This is a genomic window from Pseudomonas sp. St29, from assembly GCF_001547915.1.
GTDB lineage: Bacteria > Pseudomonadota > Gammaproteobacteria > Pseudomonadales > Pseudomonadaceae > Aquipseudomonas.
In genome coordinates, this window is record NZ_AP014628.1 from 3,646,504 (window position 1) to 3,672,166 (window position 25,663).

General features: G+C 65.2%; 24 protein-coding genes. 6 read left to right on the forward strand and 18 right to left on the reverse strand.

Going from position 1 to position 25,663, the window contains the following annotated elements; genetic code table 11:
* Positions 1-594 precede the first annotated feature (594 nt).
* Both PST29_RS16265 and PST29_RS16270 read right to left on the reverse strand, forming a co-directional pair.
* A complete protein-coding gene (locus tag PST29_RS16265) occupies positions 595-1,272 on the reverse strand; it encodes a type 1 glutamine amidotransferase domain-containing protein (protein WP_060843696.1) in 678 nt (225 codons plus the stop codon).
* Positions 1,273-1,333: 61 nt separating this feature from the next.
* Positions 1,334-1,777 (reverse strand): SRPBCC family protein, encoded by a 444-nt coding sequence (locus tag PST29_RS16270; RefSeq protein WP_060839461.1) that lies wholly within the window; start codon positions 1,775-1,777, stop codon positions 1,334-1,336.
* A 390-nt stretch (positions 1,778-2,167) separates the two neighbouring features.
* Between PST29_RS16270 and PST29_RS16275 the strand changes: the two genes are divergently transcribed.
* The gene (locus tag PST29_RS16275) at positions 2,168-3,793 is read left to right on the forward strand and encodes a J domain-containing protein (protein ID WP_060843697.1); all 1,626 of its coding nucleotides are present in this window, start codon (positions 2,168-2,170) and stop codon (positions 3,791-3,793) included.
* On the forward strand, positions 3,790-4,770 hold the full coding sequence (locus tag PST29_RS16280) for a DUF3829 domain-containing protein (protein ID WP_060843698.1): 981 nt from the start codon (positions 3,790-3,792) through the stop codon (positions 4,768-4,770). Before PST29_RS16275 ends, PST29_RS16280 begins: the two co-directional genes overlap by 4 nt.
* Before the next feature lie 43 nt (positions 4,771-4,813).
* Here PST29_RS16280 and PST29_RS16285 read toward each other — a convergent pair whose 3' ends face one another.
* From PST29_RS16285 to PST29_RS16295, 3 genes are all read right to left on the reverse strand, one after another.
* Positions 4,814-5,485, reverse strand: coding sequence for a DUF3313 domain-containing protein (locus PST29_RS16285; RefSeq protein ID WP_060839464.1), 672 nt, complete (start codon positions 5,483-5,485; stop codon positions 4,814-4,816).
* Between the two features lie 197 nt (positions 5,486-5,682).
* Positions 5,683-6,177 (reverse strand): DUF934 domain-containing protein, encoded by a 495-nt coding sequence (locus PST29_RS16290; protein WP_060843699.1) that lies wholly within the window; start codon positions 6,175-6,177, stop codon positions 5,683-5,685.
* Positions 6,174-7,847, reverse strand: a complete 1,674-nt coding sequence (locus PST29_RS16295; protein WP_060839466.1) for a nitrite/sulfite reductase — start codon at positions 7,845-7,847, stop codon at positions 6,174-6,176. Before PST29_RS16295 ends, PST29_RS16290 begins: the two co-directional genes overlap by 4 nt.
* 266 nt (positions 7,848-8,113) lie before the next feature.
* Between PST29_RS16295 and ccoN the strand changes: the two genes are divergently transcribed.
* Together ccoN and PST29_RS16305 are read left to right on the forward strand one after the other, a co-directional pair.
* Positions 8,114-9,541: a cytochrome-c oxidase, cbb3-type subunit I gene (ccoN, locus tag PST29_RS16300; RefSeq protein ID WP_060839467.1), complete on the forward strand. Its 1,428-nt coding sequence runs from the start codon at positions 8,114-8,116 to the stop codon at positions 9,539-9,541.
* Positions 9,542-9,600: 59 nt separating this feature from the next.
* Positions 9,601-9,819, forward strand: coding sequence for a hypothetical protein (locus tag PST29_RS16305; protein ID WP_060843700.1), 219 nt, complete (start codon positions 9,601-9,603; stop codon positions 9,817-9,819).
* A 166-nt stretch (positions 9,820-9,985) separates the two neighbouring features.
* On the opposite strand, the gene PST29_RS16310 is transcribed toward PST29_RS16305, so the two are convergent.
* Together PST29_RS16310 and PST29_RS16315 are read right to left on the reverse strand one after the other, a co-directional pair.
* Positions 9,986-10,477 (reverse strand): hypothetical protein, encoded by a 492-nt coding sequence (locus PST29_RS16310; protein WP_060843701.1) that lies wholly within the window; start codon positions 10,475-10,477, stop codon positions 9,986-9,988.
* A 171-nt stretch (positions 10,478-10,648) separates the two neighbouring features.
* On the reverse strand, positions 10,649-11,455 hold the full coding sequence (locus PST29_RS16315; protein ID WP_060843702.1) for a helix-turn-helix domain-containing protein: 807 nt from the start codon (positions 11,453-11,455) through the stop codon (positions 10,649-10,651).
* Between the two features lie 78 nt (positions 11,456-11,533).
* On the opposite strand from PST29_RS16315, the gene PST29_RS16320 reads away from it, so the two are divergent.
* The gene (locus PST29_RS16320; RefSeq protein WP_060843703.1) at positions 11,534-12,226 is read left to right on the forward strand and encodes an aspartate/glutamate racemase family protein; all 693 of its coding nucleotides are present in this window, start codon (positions 11,534-11,536) and stop codon (positions 12,224-12,226) included.
* Between the two features lie 211 nt (positions 12,227-12,437).
* Here PST29_RS16320 and PST29_RS16325 read toward each other — a convergent pair whose 3' ends face one another.
* Entirely contained in the window at positions 12,438-12,950 is a 513-nt protein-coding gene (locus tag PST29_RS16325) for a GNAT family N-acetyltransferase (RefSeq protein WP_060843704.1), read from the reverse strand.
* Between the two features lie 106 nt (positions 12,951-13,056).
* Positions 13,057-14,760: a hypothetical protein gene (locus PST29_RS16330; RefSeq protein WP_148659641.1), complete on the reverse strand. Its 1,704-nt coding sequence runs from the start codon at positions 14,758-14,760 to the stop codon at positions 13,057-13,059.
* 431 nt (positions 14,761-15,191) lie between these two features.
* Between PST29_RS16330 and PST29_RS16335 the strand changes: the two genes are divergently transcribed.
* Positions 15,192-15,587, forward strand: coding sequence for a hypothetical protein (locus PST29_RS16335; protein ID WP_060843706.1), 396 nt, complete (start codon positions 15,192-15,194; stop codon positions 15,585-15,587).
* A 66-nt stretch (positions 15,588-15,653) separates the two neighbouring features.
* Here PST29_RS16335 and PST29_RS16340 read toward each other — a convergent pair whose 3' ends face one another.
* From PST29_RS16340 to PST29_RS16380, 9 genes are all read right to left on the reverse strand, one after another.
* Positions 15,654-16,631 (reverse strand): LysR family transcriptional regulator, encoded by a 978-nt coding sequence (locus PST29_RS16340; protein WP_060843707.1) that lies wholly within the window; start codon positions 16,629-16,631, stop codon positions 15,654-15,656.
* 532 nt (positions 16,632-17,163) lie between these two features.
* On the reverse strand, positions 17,164-18,120 hold the full coding sequence (locus PST29_RS16345) for a peptidylprolyl isomerase (RefSeq protein WP_060843708.1): 957 nt from the start codon (positions 18,118-18,120) through the stop codon (positions 17,164-17,166).
* Positions 18,117-18,602 carry a YbjN domain-containing protein gene (locus PST29_RS16350; RefSeq protein WP_060843709.1) on the reverse strand — a complete coding sequence of 162 codons (486 nt, stop codon included), beginning with the start codon at positions 18,600-18,602 and terminating at the stop codon, positions 18,117-18,119. The genes PST29_RS16345 and PST29_RS16350 overlap by 4 nt, the downstream gene beginning before the upstream one ends.
* A 20-nt stretch (positions 18,603-18,622) precedes the next feature.
* Positions 18,623-19,270 (reverse strand): hypothetical protein, encoded by a 648-nt coding sequence (locus PST29_RS16355; protein ID WP_060843710.1) that lies wholly within the window; start codon positions 19,268-19,270, stop codon positions 18,623-18,625.
* Positions 19,271-19,284: 14 nt separating this feature from the next.
* Positions 19,285-20,988, reverse strand: coding sequence for a putative porin (locus PST29_RS16360; protein ID WP_060843711.1), 1,704 nt, complete (start codon positions 20,986-20,988; stop codon positions 19,285-19,287).
* Positions 20,989-21,028: 40 nt separating this feature from the next.
* On the reverse strand, positions 21,029-21,745 hold the full coding sequence (locus PST29_RS16365; RefSeq protein ID WP_060843712.1) for an energy transducer TonB family protein: 717 nt from the start codon (positions 21,743-21,745) through the stop codon (positions 21,029-21,031).
* 3 nt (positions 21,746-21,748) lie between these two features.
* Complete coding sequence (locus PST29_RS16370; RefSeq protein ID WP_060843713.1) at positions 21,749-22,171, reverse strand: ExbD/TolR family protein; 423 nt, start codon at positions 22,169-22,171, stop codon at positions 21,749-21,751.
* An 11-nt stretch (positions 22,172-22,182) separates the two neighbouring features.
* Entirely contained in the window at positions 22,183-24,000 is a 1,818-nt protein-coding gene (locus tag PST29_RS16375; protein ID WP_060843714.1) for a DUF2341 domain-containing protein, read from the reverse strand.
* A gap of 19 nt (positions 24,001-24,019) precedes the next feature.
* Positions 24,020-25,651 carry a ShlB/FhaC/HecB family hemolysin secretion/activation protein gene (locus tag PST29_RS16380; RefSeq protein ID WP_442966364.1) on the reverse strand — a complete coding sequence of 544 codons (1,632 nt, stop codon included), beginning with the start codon at positions 25,649-25,651 and terminating at the stop codon, positions 24,020-24,022.
* Between the last annotated feature and the right edge of the window lie 12 nt (positions 25,652-25,663).

Here is a 25,663-nt window from a genome sequence, read left to right on the forward strand (position 1 = left end):
CCAAGGCGGTTTCGAAGCTGGCATCCGGCTTAGGGTCGTCTTCGCCGGCAAGCCGGCTCCTACAACAACCCGCGCACAACCTGCTGGCGTAGGAGCTGGCTTGCCAGCGAAGGCGTCCGCCAGAGCACCACAAGACTCAAGGCCCCCTTCGCCGGCAAGCCGGCTCCTACAACAACCCGCGCACCACCTGCTGGCGTAGGAGCTGGCTTGCCAGCGAAGGCGTCCGCCAGAGCACCGCAAGACTCAAGGTCCCCTTCGCCGGCAAGCCGGCTCCTACAACAACCTGCGCGCCACCTGCTGGCGTAGGAGCTGGCTTGCCAGCGAAGGCGTCCGCCAGAGCACCGCAAGACTCAAGGCCCCCTTCGCCGGCAAGCCGGCTCCTACAACAACCCGCGCACCACCTACTTGCGCAGGAGCTGGCTTGCCAGCGAAGGCGTCCGCCAGGGCACCGCAAGACTCAGGGCCCCCTTCGCCGGCAAGCCGGCTCCTACAACAACCCGCGCACCACCTGCTTGCGTAGGAGCTGGCTTGCCAGCGAAGGCGCCCGCCAGAGCACCGCAAGACTCAAGGCCCCCTTCGCCGGCAAGCCGGCTCCTACAGGTGCGCCAGCAGCAGGTCCGCCACGGGGCCACCGGAGGCCGGGTTCTGTCCGCTGATCACCCGCTGGTCTTGCACGGCAAACGGCGCCCAGGGCTCGGCGGCCTTCTGGTACAGGGCGCCGCGCTTGAGCAGTTCGGTTTCGGTCAGGTACGGCACATAGGCGTCCAGCTCGGCGAGCTTTTCCTCTTCATTGGAGAACCCGGTGACCTGCTTGCCGGCGATCAACAGCGAACCATCGCTGAGCCTGATGTTCAGCAGGCCCACCGCGCCATGGCAGACCGAACTGACGTAACCGCCCTGCTCATAGATATCGCGACTCAGGGCCTGCAACTCGGGGTTGTCGGGGAAATCCCAGAGCACGCCATGACCACCGGCGTAATAGATGGCCACATAGTCCCGGGCCTGGACCTGCGACGGTTGTAAGGTCGCGCCCAGGCGGCTCATGAAGGCGCTGTCCTGGTACCACTGCCAATCGATGTCGTCGGCCATGGCCAGGCTGTGGGGATCGATCGGCACGTAGCCGCCCTTGGGACTGACGTAATCCACCTCGAACCCGGCTGCTTGCACCTTCTTCACAAAATGCACCGCCTCCCCCAGCCACAGACCGGTGGCACGGTTCAGGTTGGGGTATTTGGCCACGCTGGTCAGGACCACCAGTATCTTCTTGCTCATGGGCATGCTCCTTGAACTTGAACTTGGAATAGGAATGGGCAAACACGGCATCGCCGCGCCGTCACCCCAGCAAGCGCAACATGTTGCGGTGCCGGGCATCGAAAATCCGCGCCATGTAGGCGTTGACCACCAAGCGTTCCAAAGGTGCGCCACCGATGGCCCGATAAGTCACGCGGTCGGTGTACAGGGTGCCCCCTTCGGCGGCCTCGACCCGATGTTCGTGACGAAAGGCACGCAGCGGCCCCTTGAGCATCTCGTCGACAAAATGCCGATCGCTGACCTCACGTATAACCACCGTCCATTTCGCCGGTATGACACCGAACATCCAGTGCAGGAAGCTGAACTGGCGTCCGACACTGATGCGCAGGTCATTGATGTCGATGCCCCCCAAGGGGGTCACGCGCTCGGGAAAGATCTTGGGAAAGTTGGCCCCTTCGAGGCAGAAATCCAACACCTGGGCCGGGCTGCGGCCCGGCAGAAAAGTCGTGCGCTCCACTACAGGCATAGTTGATAGCTCCTTGCTCAGCCAACAAAATAATTACAATCAACATCACATAAAGATCATAAATAATTGTTTTTATTCGTTTTTTTATAATCTAGAAACAACATTAACTAAACCACGCATTAAGCATGGAAATAGTCACAAATCGCTTTAACAGTCCTTTTCCACTGACGGCCATCCGCTCGGACCTGCCCCGCGCCCGCCCGGCGCAACTGAGCGCGGCACAGCAGAACCCGCGCGCCCCTGCCACCTCGGCTGAATCGCCAGACGCCTGCCGCTGCTGATTAGACGGATTCGAGTCGAGGGACTTTTACCCGGGAAACCGGTAGGGTGCGCCATTTCCTCCAGTCATGTCTGGATGTTGCCAAGGGTTGCATGGAGTTCTATCGCCCAATGAGTTGCTGGACCCTACTCGGCCTGCCGGTCACCGCGGATACCCGCACCATCAAGCGCCACTACGCCAAGCTGCTGAAACAGACCCGCCCGGATGAAGATCCGCAAGGTTTCCAGCGCTTGCGCGAGGCCTATGAACAAGCCCTGGCCCACAAGGACTGGGAGCAGAACCAGCCCCTGGAAAGCGACACCGACCACAGCCCGGCCGCCAGCGAGCCGATGCTGTCGGCGCTGTCGCCGGTGCAGCGGGTGGCCGTCCTGCTCAAGGAACTGCACGTCGAGCAGCTCGATCAGCGCTATCGGCAGGCCCAGGAACAGGACTGCGCCCATGAGTTCGAACTGGCCCTGCTGCGCCATTGCGTCGAACACCCGGCCCAGGCCGAGGCGGTCCTGCACTGGGGCTTCGAGCATCTGCGCTGGATGAGCGCCTGGCAGCGCCTGGACCTGCCGGAATACCTGGTGCTGGAGCTGCAGCAACAGCTGTATCAACAGGTTCAGGCGCCGCTGGCCGCGGCACTGCAGGCCAGGGATGAAACGGCGTTCCTGCAGGCCTACGCCCAGCGCTCGGCGCACCCCTGGCTGCTGCACCTGCAACATCGCCAGTGGTTCAACCACTGGCTGGCGCAATTGCTGGCGGACAGTCCCTATTGGTCGGTGGCGATCTTCCAGGCGCTGTGCGCCGGCCAGGGTTGGCGATCCGCCGCCGACAACAACTGCCCGGAGGTGTTCTGGCCGCGCCTGCTCAAACGCCATCAGGCCCCGCTGTTCCTGGCCCGCCAGCAACAACTGGCCAGCGAACCGCCCATGACCCCGCAACACCGCGCCGCACGCCTGTTGCTGGCGCCCCTGGGCTTCAGCCAGCGCCGTGCCTGGGCCCGGCACCTGGGCAGCCAGGACTGGCAGGCCTGCCACAAGCTGGCGGCGAGTCTGGCCGCCGACTACCCGGACATCGCCGCCGGCATGCCGGCCGGCAATCCCTACTTCTGGCGTGACTGGGAGCACGCCATCGACAGCTGGCCGATGCTGCTGGGCGTGGTCCTGGCTTGCCTGGCCGGCGCCGTGGCCCAGTACAGCGGACAAGACGCCAGCCCCTGGGAGATCGTCGGGGTGACGCTGGTCTGGTCCTTGTGCTTCTGCGCCGCGGGCGAAGGGCTGCAGCGGCTCTGGCAGCCCCTGAGCCAGCGCCTCCTGCAGTGGGACGAACGCCTCAGCCGGTGCCTGCCGTGGCGCCACGCGCCCTATCACTCCATGCAACTGATCCGCGATCTGTTGCCCGTCGCGCTGCTCGGCGGCCTGCTGGGCGCGGTGATCCACCCGCTGGCCACCCCGGCCTATCTCGGGGTCCAGTTGCTGGTCGCCCTGGCCCGCCAACGCCGGATCGACCCGCTGAGCGCCTGGCAACGCATCAACCCCTGGCCACGCCGCCTGCTGCTGGGCACGGCGCTGATCCTGCTGGTGGCCGCCATCGCCACCCTCAAATGGTTCGACGAGCGCCACACCGCCGGGCGCTATCAGGGCCTGCAGCCCTGGACCGAACGCCTGTGCGCGCGCATGCCGGCCCAGGTCGCCGAGTGCGCGGCGCCCGCCACCGAAGCCCAGTGGTATCCCAAGGAGGCCCGGCCATGAGCCAACGTCCGTTGCTGATCTTCGGTTGCGCGCTGATCTTCGGCTTGTTTGCCCTCCTGGGAGCCGGCTCGCCAATCGCCCGCTTCGAACTCTGGCTGGCGGGCCTGGACAGCCGCGCCAGCGCCGAGGCCGCAGCCCGGGCGCCACTGATCGACTGCGTCAACCAGTACGACATGCCGTGGCGCCTGGGCTACTACACCTACGGCGCTCAATCGGCCTGGCGCATGGCGTTCGACGACCTGCTGAACAATGCCCGGGACTTTGCCGACAGCGCGAAAACCAACATGGACACCCTGCCCGCGCGCGAATGCGAGCCGCGCATGCTCTATCGCCTGCGCCTCCTGCAGCCCGATGCGCCGCTGATCGGCCTGGCCGAGCGCTACATCGATGCGCTGCACCAGGCCAACCTGGCCCGTCGCGCCCATTCCAGCGCGATGCCCGGCGCCTACATGCCGGCCGAGGAAGATCCGGCCACCGTGGCCCGACTCCAGCCCGGGTTCGACCGCTACCTGCAAGCCTCCGCCGACCTGCGCGCCGCCCTGGCCAGCGCAGACATCGGCGCCCGACGCGAACAACAGCGGCTGCTTGAACAGCGCCTGGGGCGGGACATCCATTGGCACCTCCTGGACTACATGATCCAGGCGCGGCTCACGGTGGAGCAGCTCAGTCAGGGCGTGCGCGAGAAAACCCTGACCCCGGTGCAGCTGGCCAAGGCCAGCCAGGATCTGCAGCAGGCCTGGGATGCCGGGCAACCCCTGCGCAACCGACCGCAGAACGGCCGCAGCCAACCAGCCTATTACCTGTGGAGCCAGATCACCCGGCCGGCCCTGAACTACCAGCAGGCCTTGCGCACTTTGCACGAGGACTGGCAGGAGCGGGTCGCGCCCGAGCGCCTGAGCGAGGACTATCACGCCGTGGTGCGGGCCTACGACTCGCTGCTCAGCTACTACAACAAGCAGGCCCAGGTGGATTACTGAAAAGGGGCGGCGGTTCGCTGGACCGCCGCCGGATGGACGGCGACTAGCGCGCCTTGAGCTTGGCGAACGACTGATGGAAGTCCGCGGCCCAGCCGTCGATGACGTTTTTCACGTCATCGGCCTTCATCACCTGGCTGTCATTCGCCAGGGGCTTGCCGGTGCCCTTGCGCACCACCTGGGCGATCACCTTGCCGCTGCTGCCATCGAGAAACACCGCCTCGGTGCCGAGGGTGGTCTGCTGGTCGCGAATCCCGGTGGCGGTGCTCACCGCCGCCGCCACCAGCGCCACGGGAATCACTTCATAAGGCTTCAGGCCTTCGGTCTTGCTGCTGACCGCGGTGATGGCCGCGCGTACCACCACCACCCCCGGACCGGGGCCCTGAGCCAGAGGCAGGCTGCGCGCCGCCTCGCGCCTGAGGGCCTGGTCGTAGTACTGATTGATCGCATTGAGGGTGCCCTGGGGAATCTTCGCCGTGGCTTGGGGCTGAGGGTAGAACTGGGTGGGTTCGATATAGATCGCCCGGTACCGGCTGACATCCAGCTTGGGATCGATCCAGCGCATCACCTCCACCCCGGAGGGCGACTTGGCCTCCTTGAGGCGGCTGTAATCCTGGAGAAACCCGGAATACTCGTCGGGCTGAGTCAGGTTGCTGGAGCAGCCGGCCAGAGCCAGGGAGGCCAGGCACGCCGTACCAATCATCAGTGCAAGCTTCATGGGGCACTCCTGTAGGTGAAGCAGCCAGGAACTGGCGAGGGGGAGTTACAGGTATAGCCAAGGCCGATCAGCCCAGGAGTGTTTTTTATCGCCCACTCCCCGGGCGACCTGGAGCACCCTCGCGCCTTCGAGGCCATCAGCCAGGCGCATGACTCGCCGGTCCTTTCACCGGCAAGTCGGCTCCTACATCAGGGAGGTCAGCGGCGGCGGAACAATGGGCGCGGTTCGATCACCGAGCGACCGTAGAGCACGCTCATGCCCGCCAGGCCCTTGAGGGCGTCCTGGGCGCATTTGTCTTCGCGCACGGCAAAGCTGTCGAAGCCGCATTGGCGCATGTGGCTGAGCTGGTCGCGCAGCACGTCACCGACGGCACGCAATTCGCCCATCCAGCCCAGGCGGGTGCGCAGCAGGTAAGCCTGGCTGTAACCCCGGCCATCACGAAAGCTGGGGAAGTCCACGGCGATCAGCGGAATCAGCTTGAGCCAGGGCTTGAGGCTTTCCACCTCGTCGTCCGGACCGATCCACACCCCGTCCCGGGCCGGGTGATGTTCGATGCGGCGGATCAGCCACAGCGCCAGGGGCAGGATCAGCGGCCCCTCGGGCAGCGCCGCGTCGACTTCGCGCACCAGGCTCCAGGCATCGTCCTCCACCAACTGGGCTTCACCTTCATGCAGACGCAGCAGGTTGTTCATGCCAGTGCCTCCGCAGCCTTGGGATAGACCCGCTCCTTGAACGGCTCCAGGCCGATGCGCTGCAGGGTATCGACGAAGGGCTCGTCGCTTTCGCGGTAGCGCACGAAGGTGGCGATGATGCGCTCGATCACCTCGGGAATTTCCTCGGCGCTGAAGGACGGGCCGATCACCTTGCCCAGGGCGCTGTCCGTGCCCTTGGCCCCGCCCAGGGTGACCTGGAACCACTCGCTGCCGTTCTTGTCGACCCCGAGGATGCCGATGTTGCCGATGTGGTGGTGACCGCAGGCGTTCATGCAGCCGGAGATGTTGAGGCTGATGTCCCCCAGGTCGTGGAGGTAGTCCAGGTCGTCGAAACGCTGCTGGATGGCCAGGGTAATCGGCAGCGACCGGGCGTTGGCCAGGGCGCAGAAGTCGCCGCCCGGGCAGGCGATGATATCGGTCAGCAGGCCGACGTTGGCGGTGCCCAGGCCGTGCTCGCAGGCCCGCTGCCAGAGCTCGTACAGCCGCGACTTGGGCACATCCGGCAGGACGATGTTCTGTTCGTGGGCAATGCGGATCTCACCGAAACCGTAGTCCTCGGACCAATCGGCCACCGCCTCCATCTGCTGGGCGGTGACATCCCCGGGCGGCGACGCCGGGCCCGGCTTGGTCGACAGCACCACGCAGGTGTAGCCCGGCACCTTGTGCGGGTGCACATTGCGCGCCACCCAGCGGGCGAAGGCCGGGGACTCGGCCAGGTGACTGCCGTAGTCCAGGTCGGTGTCCGCCAGGTGCTCGTAGATCGGCGGCACAAAGGCGCTGGCCACCCGCTGGTACTCCTCGTCGGTGAGCTGCGCCGGACCGTCCTTGAGGTGCTGCCACTCCTCTTCCACTTCCTTGGCGAAGGCCTCGATGCCCAGGGCCTTGACCAGGATCTTGATCCGCGCCTTGTACTTGTTGTCGCGCCGGCCGTGGCGGTTGTAGACCCGCAGCACCGCCTCGACATAGGACAGCAGGTGCTGCCAGGGCAAGCCGTCGCGGATCTGCAGGCCCAGGATCGGGGTGCGCCCCAGGCCGCCACCGACGATCACCCGCAGCAGCATCTGGCCACTGCGGTCGCGGTACAGGTACAGACCGATGTCGTGCATCATGATCGCCGCCCGGTCCTGCTTGGCCGAGCAGATGGCGATCTTGAACTTGCGCGGCAGGAACAGGAATTCCGGGTTGATGGTGGACCACTGCCGAAGGATCTCCGCCAGCGGGCGCGGGTCGAGGTATTCATCGGCGGCGACCCCGGCGAAAGCCTCGGTGGTGATGTTGCGCACGCAGTTGCCGGAGGTCTGGATGGCGTGCATCTCCACCTCGGCCAGACGCTGCAGGATGTCCGGCACCTGGGCCAGCTCGATCCAGTTGAACTGCAGGTTCTGCCGGGTGGTGAAGTGGCCGTAGCCGCGGTCGAAGTCCCGGGCGATGCTGGCCAGGGTGCGCATCTGCCGGGCGCTCAGGGTGCCGTAGGGAATCGCCACCCGCAGCATGAACGCATGCTTCTGCATATAGAGACCGTTCTGCAGGCGCAGAGGCAGGAACTCCTCTTCACTGAGCTGGCCGCCCATGAAGCGCTCGACCTGATCACGAAACTGTGCCACCCGCTCAAAGACCAGGGCCCGGTCATATTCGTCGTACTGATACATATCCCTACCTCATCGAAACTGGTCGTGCTCTAACGGCGCGTGCTGTGAGGGGGCGACTATGCGCGTGCGGCGCAGAACGTTACAGATTCAGGTAAAAACTAAAAAACCATATCAGCCGTGACGGCGGCACCGTGGACACGAGATAAATCTGATCCGTATTAATGCAGTTTTTCTGAGCCTGTTTTGTTTCCTCGCTGATTCCTACAGTGCACCCCGTGCCAGACCGGGTGGCCTGGCAAGACTTTGCAACCGTGGAAGCATTGACCATGAACTCAGCAACAATCGGACAGGCCTACAACTACAAGGTGGTTCGCCAATTCGTCGTCGCAACCGTGGTATGGGGCGTGATCGGCATGGCCATGGGGGTGTGGATCGCCTCGCAACTGGTATGGCCGGAGATGAACCTCGATCTGCCCTGGAGTACCTTCGGCCGCCTGCGGCCGCTGCACACCAGCCTGGTGATCTTCGGTTTCGCCGGCAGCGCCCAGTTCGCCGCCAGCTACTACGCGGTACAGCGCACCTGCCAGGTACGGCTGTACTCCGACACCCTGGCCGCCTTCACCTTCTGGGGCTGGCAGTCGGTGATCGTGATCATGCTGATCACCCTGCCCCTGGGCTACACCACCACCAAGGAATACGCCGAGATCGAATTCGCCGGCGCGGTGTGGATGGCGGTGGTGTGGGTGGCCTACGCGATCGTCTTCTTCACCACCGTGGTGCGGCGCAAGAGCCAGCACATCTATGTCGGCAACTGGTTCTTCGGTGCCTTCATCCTGGTGATCGCCATGCTCCACGTGGTCAACCACCTGTCGATCCCGGTGGACTGGTTCAAGTCCTACCCGGTGTATTCCGGGGCCACCGACGCCATGGTGCAGTGGTGGTACGGCCACAACGCCGTGGGCTTCTTCCTGACCACCGGCTTTCTCGGGATGATGTACTACTTCGTGCCCAAGCAAGTCGGACGCCCGGTGTACTCCTATCGCCTGTCCATCGTGCACTTCTGGGCGCTGATCACCCTGTACATCTGGGCCGGCCCGCACCACCTGCACTACACCGCGCTGCCGGACTGGGCCCAGTCCCTGGGCATGGCCATGTCGCTGATCCTCCTGGCCCCGAGCTGGGGCGGCATGATCAACGGCATGATGACCCTCTCGGGCGCCTGGCATAAGTTGCGCACCGACCCGATCCTGCGCTTTCTGGTGCTGTCCCTGGCGTTCTACGGCATGTCGACCTTCGAAGGCCCGATGATGGCGATCAAGACCGTCAACGCCCTGTCCCACTACACCGACTGGACCATCGGCCACGTGCACGCCGGGGCCCTGGGCTGGGTGGCCATGATCACCTTCGGTGCGATCTACCACATGGTGCCCAAGGTCTTCGGCCGCGAGCAGATGTACAGCGTGCCGCTGATCAACCTGCACTTCTGGCTCGCCACCATCGGCACCGTGCTGTACATCGCCTCGATGTGGGTCAACGGCATCACCCAGGGCCTGATGTGGCGCGCGGTGAACGAAGACGGCACCCTCACCTACTCCTTCGTCGAGGCCCTGGTGGCCAGCCATCCGGGGTTCGTGGTGCGTTTCGCCGGTGGCGTGTTCTTCCTAAGCGGCATGTTGCTGATGGCCTACAACACCTGGCGCACCGTGCGCGTCTCCGATGAAAAGCTGGCCCTGAGCGACGCGCAGATCGCCTGAGCCGAACCTTGCCCGCCGGCCCCAGTGGCCGGCGTTTTTTTTCAGGGAGCCTTGGGCCGATGGATATTCTGTTCAACCTGCTGGGGGTGGCGTTTCTCTACCTCTGCATCGAGTACTGCCTGCGCCACCAGAGCGCCAAGAGCCTGGACGACGCCAGCCTGATCCCCTTCGCCGACGACCCCGACGTCGCGCGCCGGGTGGAGTTGGCCACAGGCAAGAAGATCAACGCCGTGGCGCCGGAAGAGCCCAAGCCGGGCTGGATCAATCTGGACATGTAACGCACTCCGTAGGAGCCGGCTTGCCGGCGAAGAGGCCCGCAAGACGTGCACACGGCCGGCGGCCGCTTTCGCTGGCAAGCCAGCTCCTACAGTTGCCGGCGCTGCGTGTTGCCCCGTAGGAGCCGGCTTGCCGGCGATCGCTTTCGCCGGCGAGCCGGCGCCTACATCAGGCGCGCTCGCGGGGGATCAGGCTCTGCAATTGGGCGGCCAGGAAGTTGCCGTCGAAAACGAAGGTGTCAGGGTCCTTGAGGCCATTGGTCTTGCGCCATTGCCAACTGCCGGAGGCCTCGCCCACCAGGGAAACACTGCCCAGGCGCGCCGCCGTCAGGCCGATCACCGCCAGGGATATCTGTCCATTGGCCCCCATCACATCCGGGACAAACTCCACCGGCTTGCCCGCAATGCTGATGGTCAGTTTCTCGCTGTTGAAGGTGGAGCTTTGCACCGGCAATGCCGCGCTGAAGGCCACATAAGGCTCGCGATGCAGCTCCAGCAGGTCCGGCTGCAGCACCGGTGCCAGCCACTCTTCAATCTGCCCGAACAGCTCATGAATACGCCGGGCCCAGACCAATGACTGGCTGTCGAACAGCTGCTTCTTGTGGGCTTCGCTGGCGGCATAGTGCCGGAGCATCTCGCCCAATTGCTGGATATCGTCCATTGCGGTGTGTCCCTGGCATCGACCCTTGGGAACTGCAGGTCGCCGGTCTTGATCATGGCAGATGCCGGTGCCGGGCGTTGGGGTGTTTACCCCAGGGCCGGCCCATTCCTCCAGCCGCTGGCGTCGGCGGGCATGGCACCGGCCTTGCCCCGCCATATTGCTGCGGGCCGTTTACTGCCCGCGGCTGGGATACCGGACAGGTGCAGGGAGACACGAGTGAAAACGCAGCCGGTACTGGCGCGGGGTCAGGCCGAGGCTTTTGCGCAAGGCGCTGCCCAGGTGCGATTGGTGGGCAAAGCCGCTGTCGTGGGCAATGGCCGCCAGCGGCAGGTCCGTGCGCTCTAGCAAGCGCCGGGCTGCCTGCAGCCGCACCTCGGTGATCCAGGCATGGGGCGTCATGCCGACGGCGCGGCGAAAGTCCCGCAGCAGTCGCAGTTCGTTGTGACCGTAAGTGAGTGCCAATTGCGCCAGGGACAAGGGCTGGGCGTATTGGTCGGCCATCTGCTCCAGCACCTGCCCCAGCCGTGGTAACGGCGCCGTGGCAATGTGGCGGGACTGGGACAGACCGACAAAGGCCAGGGCACAGTGCTCCAGGGCCAACTCATCGATGACAGGCGCCAACAGCAGGCGCCGGGCTTCACGCCCCAGGGCCAGGGCCTCGGCATGCCCCGAACGCTGCAAGCGGCGCTCGCCGGGGATCAGCGGCGTCTGCTCCTGCCAGCGCGCCAGCAGGTATTCACCGCCACAGGCAGATTCGGAGAACACTTCCACGCCCTTGGGCGTCAAGGCCAGGGTGCCGGGCCAGGTGTCGAAATCCTCGCGCCGGTCGGAATCGATGGCATGCACCCCGCGCTGGCGCTCCAGGGTCACCCCCAGAGTCTGCCACTGCACCGGATCACGGGCGCTGTAGGCCGCGGCCGGCAGCAGTTGCAGCAGCAAGCGACCGTCCAGCAGGCGATGTTCGAGCACCTCGGGCATGTGAAATTTCCTGATAGATCGCAAGCGTTAGCGCGACCAGACTGCGGCTCACTCACCCACACCACAGAGGAGTTGCCCATGCGCACCATCGGCCTGATTGGCGGCATGAGCTGGGAGTCCAGCGCCGAATACTACCGCCTGATCAATCAGCAGGTTCGCGATCAATTGGGGCCGCTGCGTTCCGCGCGGTTGCTAATGTACAGCGTCGACTTCGGGCCTGTCGAACAGGCCCAACATGCCGGACGCTGGGATGACGCGGCGCGGATCCTGATAGACGCCGCCCAGCGCTTGCAGGACGGCGGCGCCGAGTGCCTGGTGCTCTGTACCAACACCATGCACAAGGTGGCCGAGCAGATTCAGGCGGCCACTGCGGTGCCCTTCCTGCATATCGCCGACCCCACGGCCCGGGCCGCGCTGACGGCCGGCACCCTGAACGTCGGGCTGCTGGGCACCGCCTTCACCATGGAGCAGGAGTTCCTCAAGAGCCGCCTGAGCCAACAAGGACTGAATGTGCTGGTGCCCGATGCGCAGGAGAGCCAGGCGGTGCACCGGATCATCTATGAAGAGTTGTGCGTGGGGATCATCAGCGACGCGTCGCGCCGGGTGTACCAGCAAGTGATCGAATCACTCAGGGCCCGCGGCGCCCAGGCGATCATCCTCGGCTGCACGGAAATCGGCCTGCTGCTCAAACCCGAGCACAGCCCCCTGCCCCTGCTCGACACCACCGAACTGCATGCCCGGGCGGCGGTGGATTTTGCTTTGCTGGAGTGAACCTCAAGGCCCGCAGGGCGCAGCCTGCGGCAGCGGCTACAAAAGCCTGGCTCGGCACTGACCTGTAGCCGCTGCCGAGCCCTGGCGAGGCTGCGAAAAGGCCCGCAGGGCCTTGCTTGGCGATCGCCTGTCAATCTTGGGCGGCCTCAAGATCCCTGCGTCTCCTGCGGAGCCGATCGCAGCCTGCGGCAGCGGCTACACAAGCCCGGCCTCAACCACGCAGCCGCGCCATGCTCAGCACGTCAACGAATTGCCCGCCACGGACGGCGTAGTCCCGCAGCCGGCCTTCGGTTTCGAAGCCGAATTTCTGGTACAGCGCAATGGCCGGCTGGTTATCGGCATACACCGTGAGTTCGACCCGGCGCAGGTTCATCCAGTTATCCGCCACCTCCAGCACCGCCGCCAGCAGACGGCTGCCGACGCCCTGACGCTGCCAGGCCGGGGACACCCCCATGGCCACGTCCGCGCAATGGGAGCGGCGCACCCGCGCCACCTGGTTCAGGCTGCAACTGCCGATCACCGCGCCCTGGTGCAGGGCCACCAGGGCCACCAGCCCTTCATTTTCCTGCCCCAGCCCGACGCGCTTACGCCACAACTCGCGGGACTGATAAGGCAGTTGCAGGGTCTGGGCCGCCACGCTGGGTTCGCTGTACAGCGCCGTCAGACCCTCGATATGGGCTTCGGTGCAACGCTCGATAACGATAGTGGGATTGGCGTCAGGCATGGCCGGTCTTCCTTGAAGGGGAAATGGCCAAAGAGTGTAAGGGCATGAGTGCGACTCTGGCGAGGCACTCAAGCGCAGAGCGGCACAGGCCTCAGAAACCATTTCCCTACAGCTCGGGCGACTGACTTTGCTGGCGCAGCAGATCCTTGGCATAGCGTACAGGTGACAGCCATTGCAAAACCAAGCGTTGCAAGGCATCTGGCAATGCCAGGTAGCGAAACAACCCCGGGTTCAAGGTTTCTAGCGGGGCCAGGTGCAATGCCGACAGATAGAAGCGCACATCACGCAGGCACTCGTAAGGACGCAGGCCGCCAATGCGCATGACCGACTTATCCTTGCCCGTTCCGAACGCTGCATTAATGCAGCGCTTGAGGATCGCCGCCTCGATCTCCCCCTCGGCACTGGCGGCGCTCAAGGCAGCTTGCAGAAGCTCGCTCAGGCGTTGCAACGGATTGCACAGGTACTCAAGCGGGTGTTCACAGTGAGCGAGGATGTAGCGGTTGTATTGGTGGATCATGATGAGCGCCACATCCGTGCCCATCGGGCTCAGGGTGCGCGTACAACGGCCGAATTGGGTTTCATAGGCAATCCGGTGACGGATGTCCCGTTGATCGACACAGTCATCGAGAATCGCCTCCAGCTTGTCCGTGGCATGGGGCTGGAACCCTGGGTCGTACTTGTATTTGAAGGCATAGACGAAGGCAAGGAGCTCCATCGCCAGCCACCCCAGGTGATGCTGGGCGTGATAGGTATCCAACAGCATCTTGAGCGCCTTGATCTGCTGTTGAGCCGCCACTGCAAGCAGTTGCTCACGCTGCGGCCCTTCGGTTTGTGCAGCCTCGACCAGGGGCCTGAGGGCCAACGCGGCCTTTGCGAGCGCCTCCTCACCCAAAAGCCGCTGAATCAGGGTCAAGGAAGAAGAAAAGATTGCGTTGAGCAGGAACAGCGACAACGGCATGTCCTGGAACAGTGCCAGCCAGTGCTCCCGGTCTGCCCCGTATCTCCTAACCAACACCTGAACACTGTTTTCGACCCGTTGCAGCCGGCGCCCGACATCAAGGTCACTCTTGATCTGCTCCAGCAAGACATAGGCATGGAACTGCCCGGCATTGTGCTCGATCAGGCTGCGAGTCGCCTTTGAGCGCCCTACTTGCCTGGCGTGTTGCGACAGAAAGTCACCGGGTTCCACATGCCTGATCCGGGCTTTGAAAAGGCTCACCAGGGTGCCGAACTGCAAGCTCGGCGAGCGTCCGCCAACCCTGGCATCACGCCTGGCCTGCCGATAAAGGTTGCGGTGTACTTCGTGCAACTCATCCGGCAGCACCGGCCTGGGCTCCGGCAACGACCAGCGACCAGCGGCATGCAGCACCTTGGCACCTTCGAGCAACTGCTCCAGTTGCTGGATGACGGCCTGGGCTTTCTTCAGCGGTCGACCCAATGCCAACTCCAACGCCTTCAAGAGCGCGTCGACCGAAGTTCTAGCAGGAAACGAATCATGACGAATCAGGCGCCCCAAGCATCGCAGGAACTGCAAGACAGCCACCTGCGCCCTTTGCTGGGGAATCTTCAAGCCCTGCGTGACCTGTAGCAGGGACGCTTCCAGGCTCGCCAGAATGGCCTCCCGGGTCGCCACCGGGTCGCCGAACAGCCGGTCCCCATAGCACTCATGGCAACGTGCCAGATAGCGCAATGGGATCGAAGCCTGCTCGTTCTCCAGCGCGTCCTCAAACATCTGCTCAAGCTGTGGCCACACGATCAGCCAGAAATACAAGTGCGCCGCACCTACGTCCTTGTCGGGAAACAGGGCCACAAACCCCAGGTGCTTGTGAATCTCCCGCACATTGCCCAACACTGGGGTCAGCAGCGGATCATCGGCCCCGCCCGTCATTCGCCGTGTCACTACGTCAAGCATTGCCGCCTCGCGCTTCTGGCGCTGCTCCAGGCTCTGGCCCTGCCGTGGCAAGGGCTCCTTCGACCTTTTGAACACTGCACGCTCGTAAAACAGCTCGATGACTTCATGAAACTTGGGAACCCTGTTAATCAAACCGCGCCCACCCTCCGTTGTTCTGCGCCCATCCTGAGAGGTTCGTCGTGGCGCTACAACATTTTCCCGTCATCCCCTCGTTGAATTGCACAAACCGGGGCGCGGCCACCGATTAACATGTCGGGCCTCCGAGGTCAGTCACAAACCGCCTCGCAGGACCCCATCCACTGAACAAGCAATGTACAAGGAACCACCCGATGTCCTACAAAGATGACAACGATGCATTTGAGCTCAAACAACGGCAAATCGACGCCATGGAACAAGCACTGCTTGTGGCCCGTGGCATTCCCCGGGCTGAAGCAGCCGAGATCGTGGCAGAGCGCAAGCGCCTGCAAGACGCCTACGCCGGGGACCCTGGGGTTAACCCGGCGCCAGGCGTATGGATCAACCCAGAGGGCGAGGACCTAGAGGGTGACGTGCCGGTAAACCGGCAGGAGGCCATCAAAGCCAACGCTATCGCCAAAGACCTGCTCGGCGACGAATTCAGTACCGACACCCAGTGGAACATCGCCCACTTCCCCGACAGGAAGACCAGCACCGCCGAAATACAAGACGACTGGGAGGATCTCATGATCCCTGAAACCAAGGCATGAGCCTGAGTGCCCGGTCCGGACAGCACCAGGCGTTCGGGCCTGGCCACTCCCACGAGGCGGCTCACCTCAAACAAACCAATCCTCACGCTCGCTGAAGGTATTGAGGATCAGCTCCACCAGTTGCTGCACCTGTTCCTCATGCTCCACCCGGGCATTCACCGCCAGCCAGGCGCGGCGCTGCATGCTGTCCTTGAACAGGCCCGGCAAGGCGGTCAGGCCGCGGTCGAAGTGGCTCATGTACTGCGGCAGCAGGCCGATGCAGGCGCTGCAGCGGATCATTTCCAGCATCAGTTCATAGGAGTGCACCTGCACCACGCCGGCCAGGCGCTGTTCCACCAGGCTGTTCCAGGGCCGGAACGGCTCCACCTGACGGTCGTGCTGCCATTGCACCAGCATGTAGTCGCTGAGGTCGTCGAGGCTGTCGGGACGCGCCGCCACCCGTGAGTAGCGCTTGGCGATGTGCGGCAGGTAGTCGATGCGCGCCAGGGGCACGGGTTCGCGAGTGGCGAAGCTGGGGCCCGGCAGCGGCGAGTCTTCGGCCGCCAGCCACAGCACCAGGTCGGCGCTCAGGGCCTGCAGGGACAGGTCGCTGTCGATGGAGATGATCTCCAGGCGCGCGCTGGCGTTGCGCCGCAACAAGGCGATCAGGTCGCGGCCGAGGATATCGTGGAGGATGGTTTCTGCCACGGCCAGGCGAATCAGCGGCTGTTCCACCACCGGCAGCCGGCGCTGGTGCGCCAGGGCCAGCAGCTGGCCCTGCAGTTGCAGGCCTTCGCGGCTCAGGCTCAGGACATTGCCCTGATAGCAGAACAGCGAGCGCCGCAGGTGTTCCTCCAGCAGCGCCAGTTGCTTGCGCAACAGGGTGGCCTTGATGTTCAGGCTGCGTGCCGCCTGCATGAAGCAGCCGCAACGGGCACTGACCAGAAAGTACTGGGCGACCTCCGGATCGATCCCGGCGGCCAGGGCCAGCCAGGCCTCGCGGGGTTCCTGGGGCGCGGTGTACGGCGCTACGCCCTGAAGTGGGGCGGGTTCGAGAAATGCCATCGGTGACTCCCTGTCTTGTTGACTGTTGCTTCCTTGACTGGCGGGCGGTGGGGCCGGTGAGATCGCCTTCGCTGGCAAGCCAGCGCCTACGTTTGCCCGATGCTGCGTATTGCCCCGTGGGTGTCTGCTGCCGGCGAAGAGGCCCGTGAGACCGCCTTCGCTGACAAGCCAGCTCCTACAGTTGCCGGTGCTGCGTGTTGCCCCGTAGGAGCCGGCTTGCCGGCGAAGAGGACCGTGAGACCGCCTTCGCTGGCAAGCCAGCGCCTACGTTTGCCCGATGCTGCGTATTGCCTCGTAGGAGCCGGCTTGCGGGCGAAGGGGCCCTTAAGACCGCCTTCGCTGGCAAGCCAGCGCCTACGTTTGCCCGGTGCTGCGTATTGCCTCGTAGGAGCCGGCTTGCCGGCGAAGAGGACCGTGAGATCGCCTTCGCTGGCAAGCCAGCTCCTACAGTTGCCGATGCTGCGTATTGCCCCGTGGGTGCCTGCTGCCGGCGAAGAGGCCCGTGAGATCGCCTTCGCTGGCGAGCCAGCTCCTACAGCTTGTCCTCCAGGACCTGGTTCAGTACGGCGCCATCGATGCTCAGGGTCGCGGTGTTGAGCATGCCTTCCAGGTAGGCCTTGGCGATCTGTTCCTGGCGCTGGGCGCGCAGGGCCTGGGTCAGGCGATCACGCAGTTCGTCCAGGCTGGCAGTGCGCGCCGGTTGCTGTTCGGTGAGCTTGAGCACGTGGAAGCCCGCCGCGCTCTGCACCACCTCCGAAACGCCACCGACCTTGAGCCGGGCCACCGCGGTGCGCACTTCTGGCAGCAGTTGCTGCAAGGGTTGCAGCCCCGAGTCGCCGCCGTGCTGGGCGCTGTCCCGGTCCTGGGAGTACTGCGCCGCCAGGGCGGCGAAGTCTGCCGGCGCGGCCTGGGCCTTGCGGCTCAGTTCCTGCGCCTGGCGCCGTACCGGCTCGACGGCCTGCGGGTCGCTGACGCCAAGGAAGATCTGGCTGACCCGGTACAGCGGCGGGGTCATCCAGGCCGCCTTGCCGCTGTCATAGGCCTGCTGCAATTCCGTCGCGCTGGGGTAGTCCGCCGGCACCTGGCTGACCGACTGCAAATAGTCGCGAAACACGATCTGCTCGGTGGCGGCGCGGGTCTGCTGCTCCACCTCCGGGCGCTGGCGCCAGCCCTGGGCGTCGGCCTGTTCCAGCACGGCCTTTTCCGCCAGCCGCGAACGGATCCAGGCTTCCAGCGCCGGGCGGTTGCCGCGCAATTGCGCGCGGGCATCTTCGGGCAGGCTGGCGAACAGCGCCTTGAGTTCTTCGGCCGCCACCTGCTGGTTGCCCAGGCGCGCCACGGTCGGTGTGGTCGCCAGTGACTGCTGCAGCACGGCCGGTGCCGGCTGCTGCGCCGCCACCGGGTCGTTGCCCGGGCGCAGGGCCAGCCCCAGCGCCAGGCCGAGCAAGGTCAGTGCCCCGGCACCGACCACCAGGGTCGGTTTTTTCACAGGCTGGCCACCTCTTCCTGGGGTTGGCTTTCAGGGTTTGGCGCCGACTCGGCCTGCGCCTTGAGCTGGGCCGCCTGTTGGCTGTATTCGCGCAGGTAGACGATGAACTCCTGCAGCAACCGGTCCCACAGCTCCAGTTGGCTGCGCAGGTGAGTCTCGCCGACCCCGGCCACCACCACGTCCATCTCCATCACCAGGAACTCGCCCTGCAGCGACAGCCGGGCAAAGCGCCGCGAGGCGTTCCACAGCTCCGCCAGCCCCGCCGGCAGCTCACCCTGCACCCGCAGGGCGCAGCTGTAGGTGAAGTCCACATAGTGCCCGGCATCGCTGCCCGGGTTGCCGAAACGCACGGCATAGCCGATGCCCTGGCTGGCGCTGAGCAGTTGCACGATGCCGTTCTGCTCGGTCTGGTTGACCCGGTAGCCGGCGCCTTGCAGCAGGTCGGTGAGGCTGTCGGTGGTGACGCTGGTAATCAAAGTCATGGTCATCTCTTCCCTGGTGATCAGTGGGCGCTCGCCGCCCGCGGGGCGTCGAACTGGGTCTGGTAAAGCTCGTCGCCAAAACCCTGGGCCAGCTCTTCGAACTTGACCCGGGCCTTGCCGGCGAAGGGCTGGCGGATGTTCACCACCTCGGCCACGTCGATCTTTTCGTAGGCCGCCAGGATCTGTTTGGCGATGCCGTACATCTGCTGATTCTTGACCGCGCATTGCTGCACTTGTGTGTCACGTTCGCTCAATTGCGCCTGCAATTTCGCCCGCTCGGCTTCCTTGCCCCGGGCCAGCACCAGCAAGTCTTCGTAGGCTTTCTTGAACTTGCCCAACTGCTCGCTGCTGGCCGCCGCCTGGGCTTGGGCCTGGCTTTGCAGGTTCTGCTGCTGGCCGGCCAGTTGCTCGGCCACGCCGCGGGTCTTGGCCAGCTCGGCGCTCAGTTGCTTGACCTGGGCCTGGGCCTCCCTGGCCGCGTTCTCGGCGGCGATCCGCGCGGCCGCGGCCTGGGCCTGCTCGCTTTGCAGGGCCTGCAACTGTTGGGTGGTGCTGCGCAACTGGGTGCGCAGGCGTTCCTCCATGCCTTCGGCGCTGGCGCCGGCACTGGCCAGCACGCCCCAGGCCAGCAACAGGCTGACCGCCCCTGCCCTCACTCGGCTGTTCATAACCTTCCTCCCGCTTAGAAGCGCGTGTTGAGTTCAAGCTGCATGACGTCGACTTCGTAACGCGGCCCGTAGACTTCCGAGGCGCTCATGTAGCGGGCCGTGGCGTAGATGTTCTTGTCGATGCCGTAGTTGCCGCCGACGAAATAGCCCTTGGCGTTGGTGCCCCCCAGGTGGAACGAGGAGTCGTTGAAGCCGTCGGGCAAGGCGTCGGGCTGGATGTACTTGTAGCCGGCCAGCAGGTTCCAGTCGCCGGACTTCTTCATGTCCAGGGCGTTGCCCAGGGTGAACTGCACCAGCAGCGCGTTGCCGCCGCTTTCAAACTGGCCGTTGCGGTTGATGTTGTTGACGATCTCGCCTTCGCTGCGCTTGAGCATCTCGCCCTTGTCGTAGGCCAGGTTGCGGATGTAGTTGGTCTGGCTGCGCAGGCGCAGGTCGTCCGGCAGCTCGGTGTCCCAGGCCAGGTTCAGGTCGAGCACGTCGAACTTGGAGGCCAGGCCGACGAACTGCGGCTGCGGGGTCAGGCCCGGGGTGGCCGGGTTGGGGGTGATGTCGCGCAGCAGGAACACGCTGTTGCCCTTCTGCATGAAGGCCACCCGCGAGCCGTCGGTGTCGCAGCCCGGGGCCCCGGCCCAAGGCGCGCAAGGGCTGGAGCGCTGGCCTTCGATGTCGTCGAAGCGGTAGTAGGCCAAGGCACCCTTGAGGCTGTTGCTGCGGTTGATCTTCCAGTTGGCGCCGATCTGCCCGCCGAACAGCCACTTGGTGTCGCTCTCGTTCTTGTCGAAGCCGTTGCTGGTGGCGGTGTCGTTGGTGTACTCCACCGGGAACACGCCAAGGGTGCCGAACAGGCCCCAGTCGCTGCTGAGCTTGTGGTTGAACAGCGCCGCCACGCCGTCGAAGTTCAGGTCGTTGGAATACAGCATGTCGGTTGCATAGAACGGGTTGGCGAAACGCCCGCCGGTCAGGGTCAGGTCCTGGGTGGCCTTCCAGGTCAGGTAGCCCTGGTCGAGCCAGATGTCCTTCTTGCCGAAGCCGCCGCCCAGGGTCTGGGTGGTGGACACCGGGTTGTTGTCCGAACCGGTGCCGATGCGGATGCCGGCGGTCCATTCCGGCGAGATCACCGCCTTCATCCCCAGGCGCGCCCGCAGGCGGAACAGGTTGTCGCGGTCTTCGCGGCTGTTGAGCAGCGGCGGCAGCTTGCTGTTGGTGTCCTTGTTGACGTCGTAGGGGCCGTTGTCGTTGAGCTTGGCGTAGTCGACGATCTCGTTGCTGTTGTTGTCGGCAAAGAACCGCGACTCCTCGCGCAGGCGGATATCGCCGTCAAAGCTGATGCGCGACACCCAGTCCGGAAAGGTGTTGGGCTGGGCCCAGTTTTCCTGCTTGGCGGTGGCCATGACCTCGGCCTTGACCTGATCGCGGATCTGCTCGCGGACGATCGCCGGCACGTATTGCACCCGCACATCCCCCGGCGCCGCCGCGGGGCCGGTGGCCGCCACGGCGGTGGCGGCGCTGGCCTGGCGGGCCTGCTGGGCCTCTTTTTCGGCCTGGGCAATCAGTGCCTCGGCCTTGGCCTGCGGCAGTACCCCCTGCTGCACCAACAGACGGATCAGGTTGATCGTGGCGTTCTCCGAAGGCGCGGCCGCGGCGGCCGAGGCCTGTCCGGCCAGGGTCAGGGCGACCATGCCGAGCGCCAGGGTCAATCGATTCACGGTGGAAATCATCTGCACACAACTCCTGTAGAAACTGCAAATAGGGGTTCGCTCATTCCGGCCGCCGGCCCTTGAGGGACAAGCGCACCGGCAAGGTCAGTGACGCCGGCATACGTTCTTTCAGGCGCGGCGTGGCCCGCAGCGCCGCCAGCACCTGCTGGTCGGTCTCGGGGTTGCCGCTGGAGCCGGCCAGTTCGGCGCGGGTCACTTGGCCGTCGGCGCCGAGCCACAGGTCCACCTGCAGCGCATAGGCCTTCTTGCGCAGCTCCGGGTCCTCGCGCAGCACCCGTTGAAAGGTCGCCGCCAGGTACTGCTTGTAGGTGCCGGTGCCCAGCCCGCCGCCACCGGCGCCGGCCATGCCACCGCCCTTGCCGGCACCGACGTTGAAGCCGTCGTTGCCCGCCTGGGCGTCGCCGTCGATCTGCATCGGGTTGGCCAGATCGTCCGCCGGCGAGGGCGGTGCTTCCTCCTCCGGCTTGACCTCCTCGGGGGTCGGCGTGGGTTCGGGTTCCGGCACCTTCTCCTCCACCGGCTCCGGCTCCTTGGGCTTCTCCGGAGGCGGCGGTGGGGGTGGCGGCGGTGGCGGCAGCGGGATGATGGTCGGCACCTTCGGCGCTTCCCGACGCACCCCGGCCATGTCATTGGCCCACTGCCACAGCAGCCAGGCGGCCACGGCCCCCAGCAGCAATCCGGCGCCCCGCTTCAGCAGGCGCACGGCGCGCGGCTTGTGCTGCACCGGCGGCAGCTCGATCGGTTGTTGTGCGGTCATGACTCAGCCCTGGCTCGGTTTGCCGGTGACCAGGCCGACCTGGGACAACTCCAGACGGCGCAGCAGGTCGAGGACTTCGATGACCTTCTGGTACTGCACCGTGGCATCGCCACGGACGATGATCGGGAAGTCCGGGTTCTGCGCCTTCTCGATGCGCAGGCGCTCTTCCAGCTCGCCCAGGGTCACCGGGTAGGCGTCGAGGAACACCTGGCCGCCGTCGTTCACCGAAATGGCCTTGGTCTTGGCCTCGGACAGCGACACCGAGGCGCTGGCCTTGGGCAGGTGGATCTGGATGCCCGAAACCTGGGCGGTGGCGGTGAGGATGAACATCACCAGCACCACCATCAGCACGTCCACCAGGGGCGTGATGTTGATGCTGTCGACGGCGGCGTCGTCGTCGTCATGGGAGGCGTTCACGGAAGCCATGGCAGTTCTCCTCAGGCCGGAACCGACGCGTTGCTGTGACTGACCCGCCAGTGGGCGTTCTCGCTGTGCTGGCTCTCGCCATGCAGCTCCGCCAGCCGGGTGATGAACTCGTCGACGAACACCCGCATGTCGGCGCCGACTTCCTTGTTGCGGGTGATCAGCCGGTTGTAGCCAAACAGCGCCGGGATCGCGACGAACAGGCCCATGGCGGTGGCCAGCAAGGCTGCGGCCATGCCCGGGGCGATGGCGTTGATGTTGACGTCACCGGCCATGGCGGTGCCGAGGAACACCACCATGATCCCCAGCACCGTGCCCAACAGGCCGATGTAGGGGCCGCCGGCAATGGCGTTGGACAGGGTCGAGAGCTTGGAACTCAGCTGCTGGTTTTCCCGGGTGCGCACCCCGTCCATGGAGCAGCGGATGGCCTCGATGGTGGCCGCCGACACCGAGGAGGTATCGGCGCCCTGCTCGCGGCGGGTGCGGATCTCTTTCACCGCCACCAGGTACAGGCGCCACAGCGAGGAATGCTCCAGGCGGCTGGCCAGGACCTGATCGTCGGCGAACATCTCCAGGCGCGTACCGACCTTGGCGAACTGCTCGCGAAACAGCGCATTGGCGGCGCTGACCCGGCCGACCATGCGGTTCTTGCGCAGCATGATCACCCAGGACTGGATCATCATCCCCACCAGCACCAGGATGATCACCCAGGCATCCACCGGCACCGCCTTGAGCAAGAAGCCCAGGCTGCCGAATCCGAAACCCGACTGTTCTTCATCGACGCCATAGGCCACCAACTTCGACTCCGCGCCCTGGGCGCTGGCATCGGCCAGGATCAGCGCTGCCGGACGCGCCACCTTGGACAGGCGCAGCTCGTCCAGGGCCCCGGTGAACGGCAGGAAGTGGCTGGCCTCGGCGCCGGCGGCGGGCGGCAGGTCGGCACCGATCGCCAGCACCGAATTGAAGGTGGGAATGGCCTGGGCCAGGCTCGCGGTTTCGCGGCCATTGACGTACAGCGCCAGGCGGCTGCCCTCGCCGCTCAGGGCCAGGTGCTGCCATTGCCCCGGGTTCAGCGGCTGGGTGGAGGCGGCGCGCTGGCCGTCCACTTCAACGAAGGGCATGCCCTGGTTGATGCCGACCAGCAGGCTGCCGGCGCCTTCGCGGCGGGCCAGCAGCAGTTGCTCACCGCTGGCCTGATCCAGGCGCACCCAGGCGCTGAAGGTGAAGGCGCCGCCGGCGTTGTGCTGCAGCGACGGGCTGGCCGGCAGCAACAGCGGCTGGCCGCTGAACTGCAAGGCGCGGCCGATGACCCCGTCAATCGCCGCGCCGGTGGCGTTCTGCGCGGTGTTGCCGTAGGCGGTGGTGTCTTTGGCCGGGGTGCCGTTGCTGCCGTCGAAGTGGTAGATGGCGGTGTAGCTGGGGTCGAAGGTCAACTGGCCGTTGGCGGTGCTCGGCGCCTTCTGGTTGCCGTAGTACATCCAGATGTCCTGGCGCTGGCCGCCTTCGACCTTGGGCACATCGACCCAGATCAGCGCCATGCCCATCAGCGGGTCGAAGCTTTCGATCTGGTGGTTGAGCACGGTCTTGTCATCGGCGGCGACAAAGCGCAGGTCGGCGCCGTCTTCCTTGACCCCGTCGAAGGTGAAATTGCCGGTGTGCAGGCGCACCAGCAGCGCGGTGCGGCCCAGGGCCTCGTTGATGGCCGCGCCCTGCGGGGTGGTGTCCACCGAAATCTGCTTGCGGTAATGCCAGTCGTCCTGCCACCAGGCGTGGGCCGTGGCCGGGAGCACGAAGCCCAGGCAGATCAACAGGCTCAGGAATAAGCGTTGCATGGGAAGGGTCTCCGTAAAGTCAGAACGTCGCTTGCACGCTGAAGTGCAAGCGCGGGTCGTATTTCTGGGTGTTGGGGCCGTCTTTGAGCGGGTAGCCCCAGTCGAGGCTGCCGGACAGCCACTTGCTCAAACTGGCGCGGGTGCCGAGGCCAACGCTGGCCAGGCTGTACTGGTCTTCCTGCTCCGGCAGCGGCTCGTGCAGGGACAGGTGCGCGCCTTCGGCAAAGGCGTAGAAGCGCCACTCCTGCACATAACTGCCGAGGAACTTGGCCAGGGACGGCGTGCGCAGCTCCTGGGAAAACAGGTAGCCCTCGTCCCCGGTGCGCTCGGCGGCCAGGTAGCCGCGCACCGAGGTGGCGCCACCGGCGGAATACTGCTCGTTGGACACCAAAGGCCCGGAGGCCAGCTGGAAGGCGGTCTTGGACGCCGACTGCCAGTCGTTGGCGAAGGTGTAGGTGAAATTCAGGTCGCCCTTGAGCACCGAGAAACTGGCGCTGGCCTCGTCGCGCTTGTAGTGGAACTCCTCGGCGTCGCTGCCGTAGCCGAAGAAGCGCCGGGTGCCGACGATCAGGTTCAGGCCCAGGCCCAGCTGGGATTTTTCGCTGTAGCGGTAGCCGTTGTAGCCAAAGGTCAGCGGGGCGTACTTGAGCGGAATCTGGTCGCTGCTGCGGCCAAAGCGCATCTCTTCCTCGAAGTCCTTGAAGTCCACCCCCACCGACAGCGAGTTGGCCCAGCTACCCGCGGCGGGCAAGGTGTAGATCGCCGACACCCCGTAGGAATGGCCCTTGCCCAGCACGTTGCTGCCACCGATGGTGGCGATGTTGCTGTCGGACTGGTAACCGGAGAACTGCAGGGCCCAGCGCTCGCTCAAAGGCGCGGTGTAGGACCCGGACCAGACCTTGGCGTTGTCGGTGTCCTGGGGCGCGGTGAAATAGGTCAGGGAAATGCTGTGGCCCAACTGCCAGAGGTTGTCGTAGCCGACATTGACCACGCTGCGCAGCTTCTCGGTGTCGGCGCTGTAGTCGTTGTTCAGGCCGACGCTGGCGTGCCAGGGGTTTTGGTCTTCCACTTGCAGGTCGACGTCCATGGTCCCCGGGCGCTGGCCCTCGCGCACCAGCGGCATGACCTGGCGCCCGGCGCCACGATTGAGCCCGGCCAGCTGGCTTTGCACCGTGGCAAAATCCGGCACCTGACCTTCTTGCAGCGCCGGCACCTGATCGCGGATCTCCACCGGCGAGTAATGCTTGGCCCCCACCACCCGCACCCGGCCAACCTTGGTTTCACTGACCTGCAGATAAACGATGCCGTCCTCGACCTTCTGCTCCGGCAGCTCGACGAACACCGACTGATAGCCGCGCTCCTGATAGACCTTCTGCAGCGCATCCCGGGCGCCTTCGATGTCGGCCAGGGCTTTTTGCGGCCCGAGGAACGGATACACCGCCTCCTCGATGGCCCGCGCATCGAGCACGGTATTGCCGCGCACGAAGTACTCATTGACGTCCACCAACCGCGCCGCCGTGGCTTCAACCGCAACCGACTCGCCCTCCTCGGCCTGCACCGCTGGCGCCAGCGCCAGCACCGTCAACCAGCCGCACAACGGCCACCAGCGCCCGCCACTGCCGGGTCGCCCTGATTTGCCCAGATGCTCCACACCGCCCCCTAA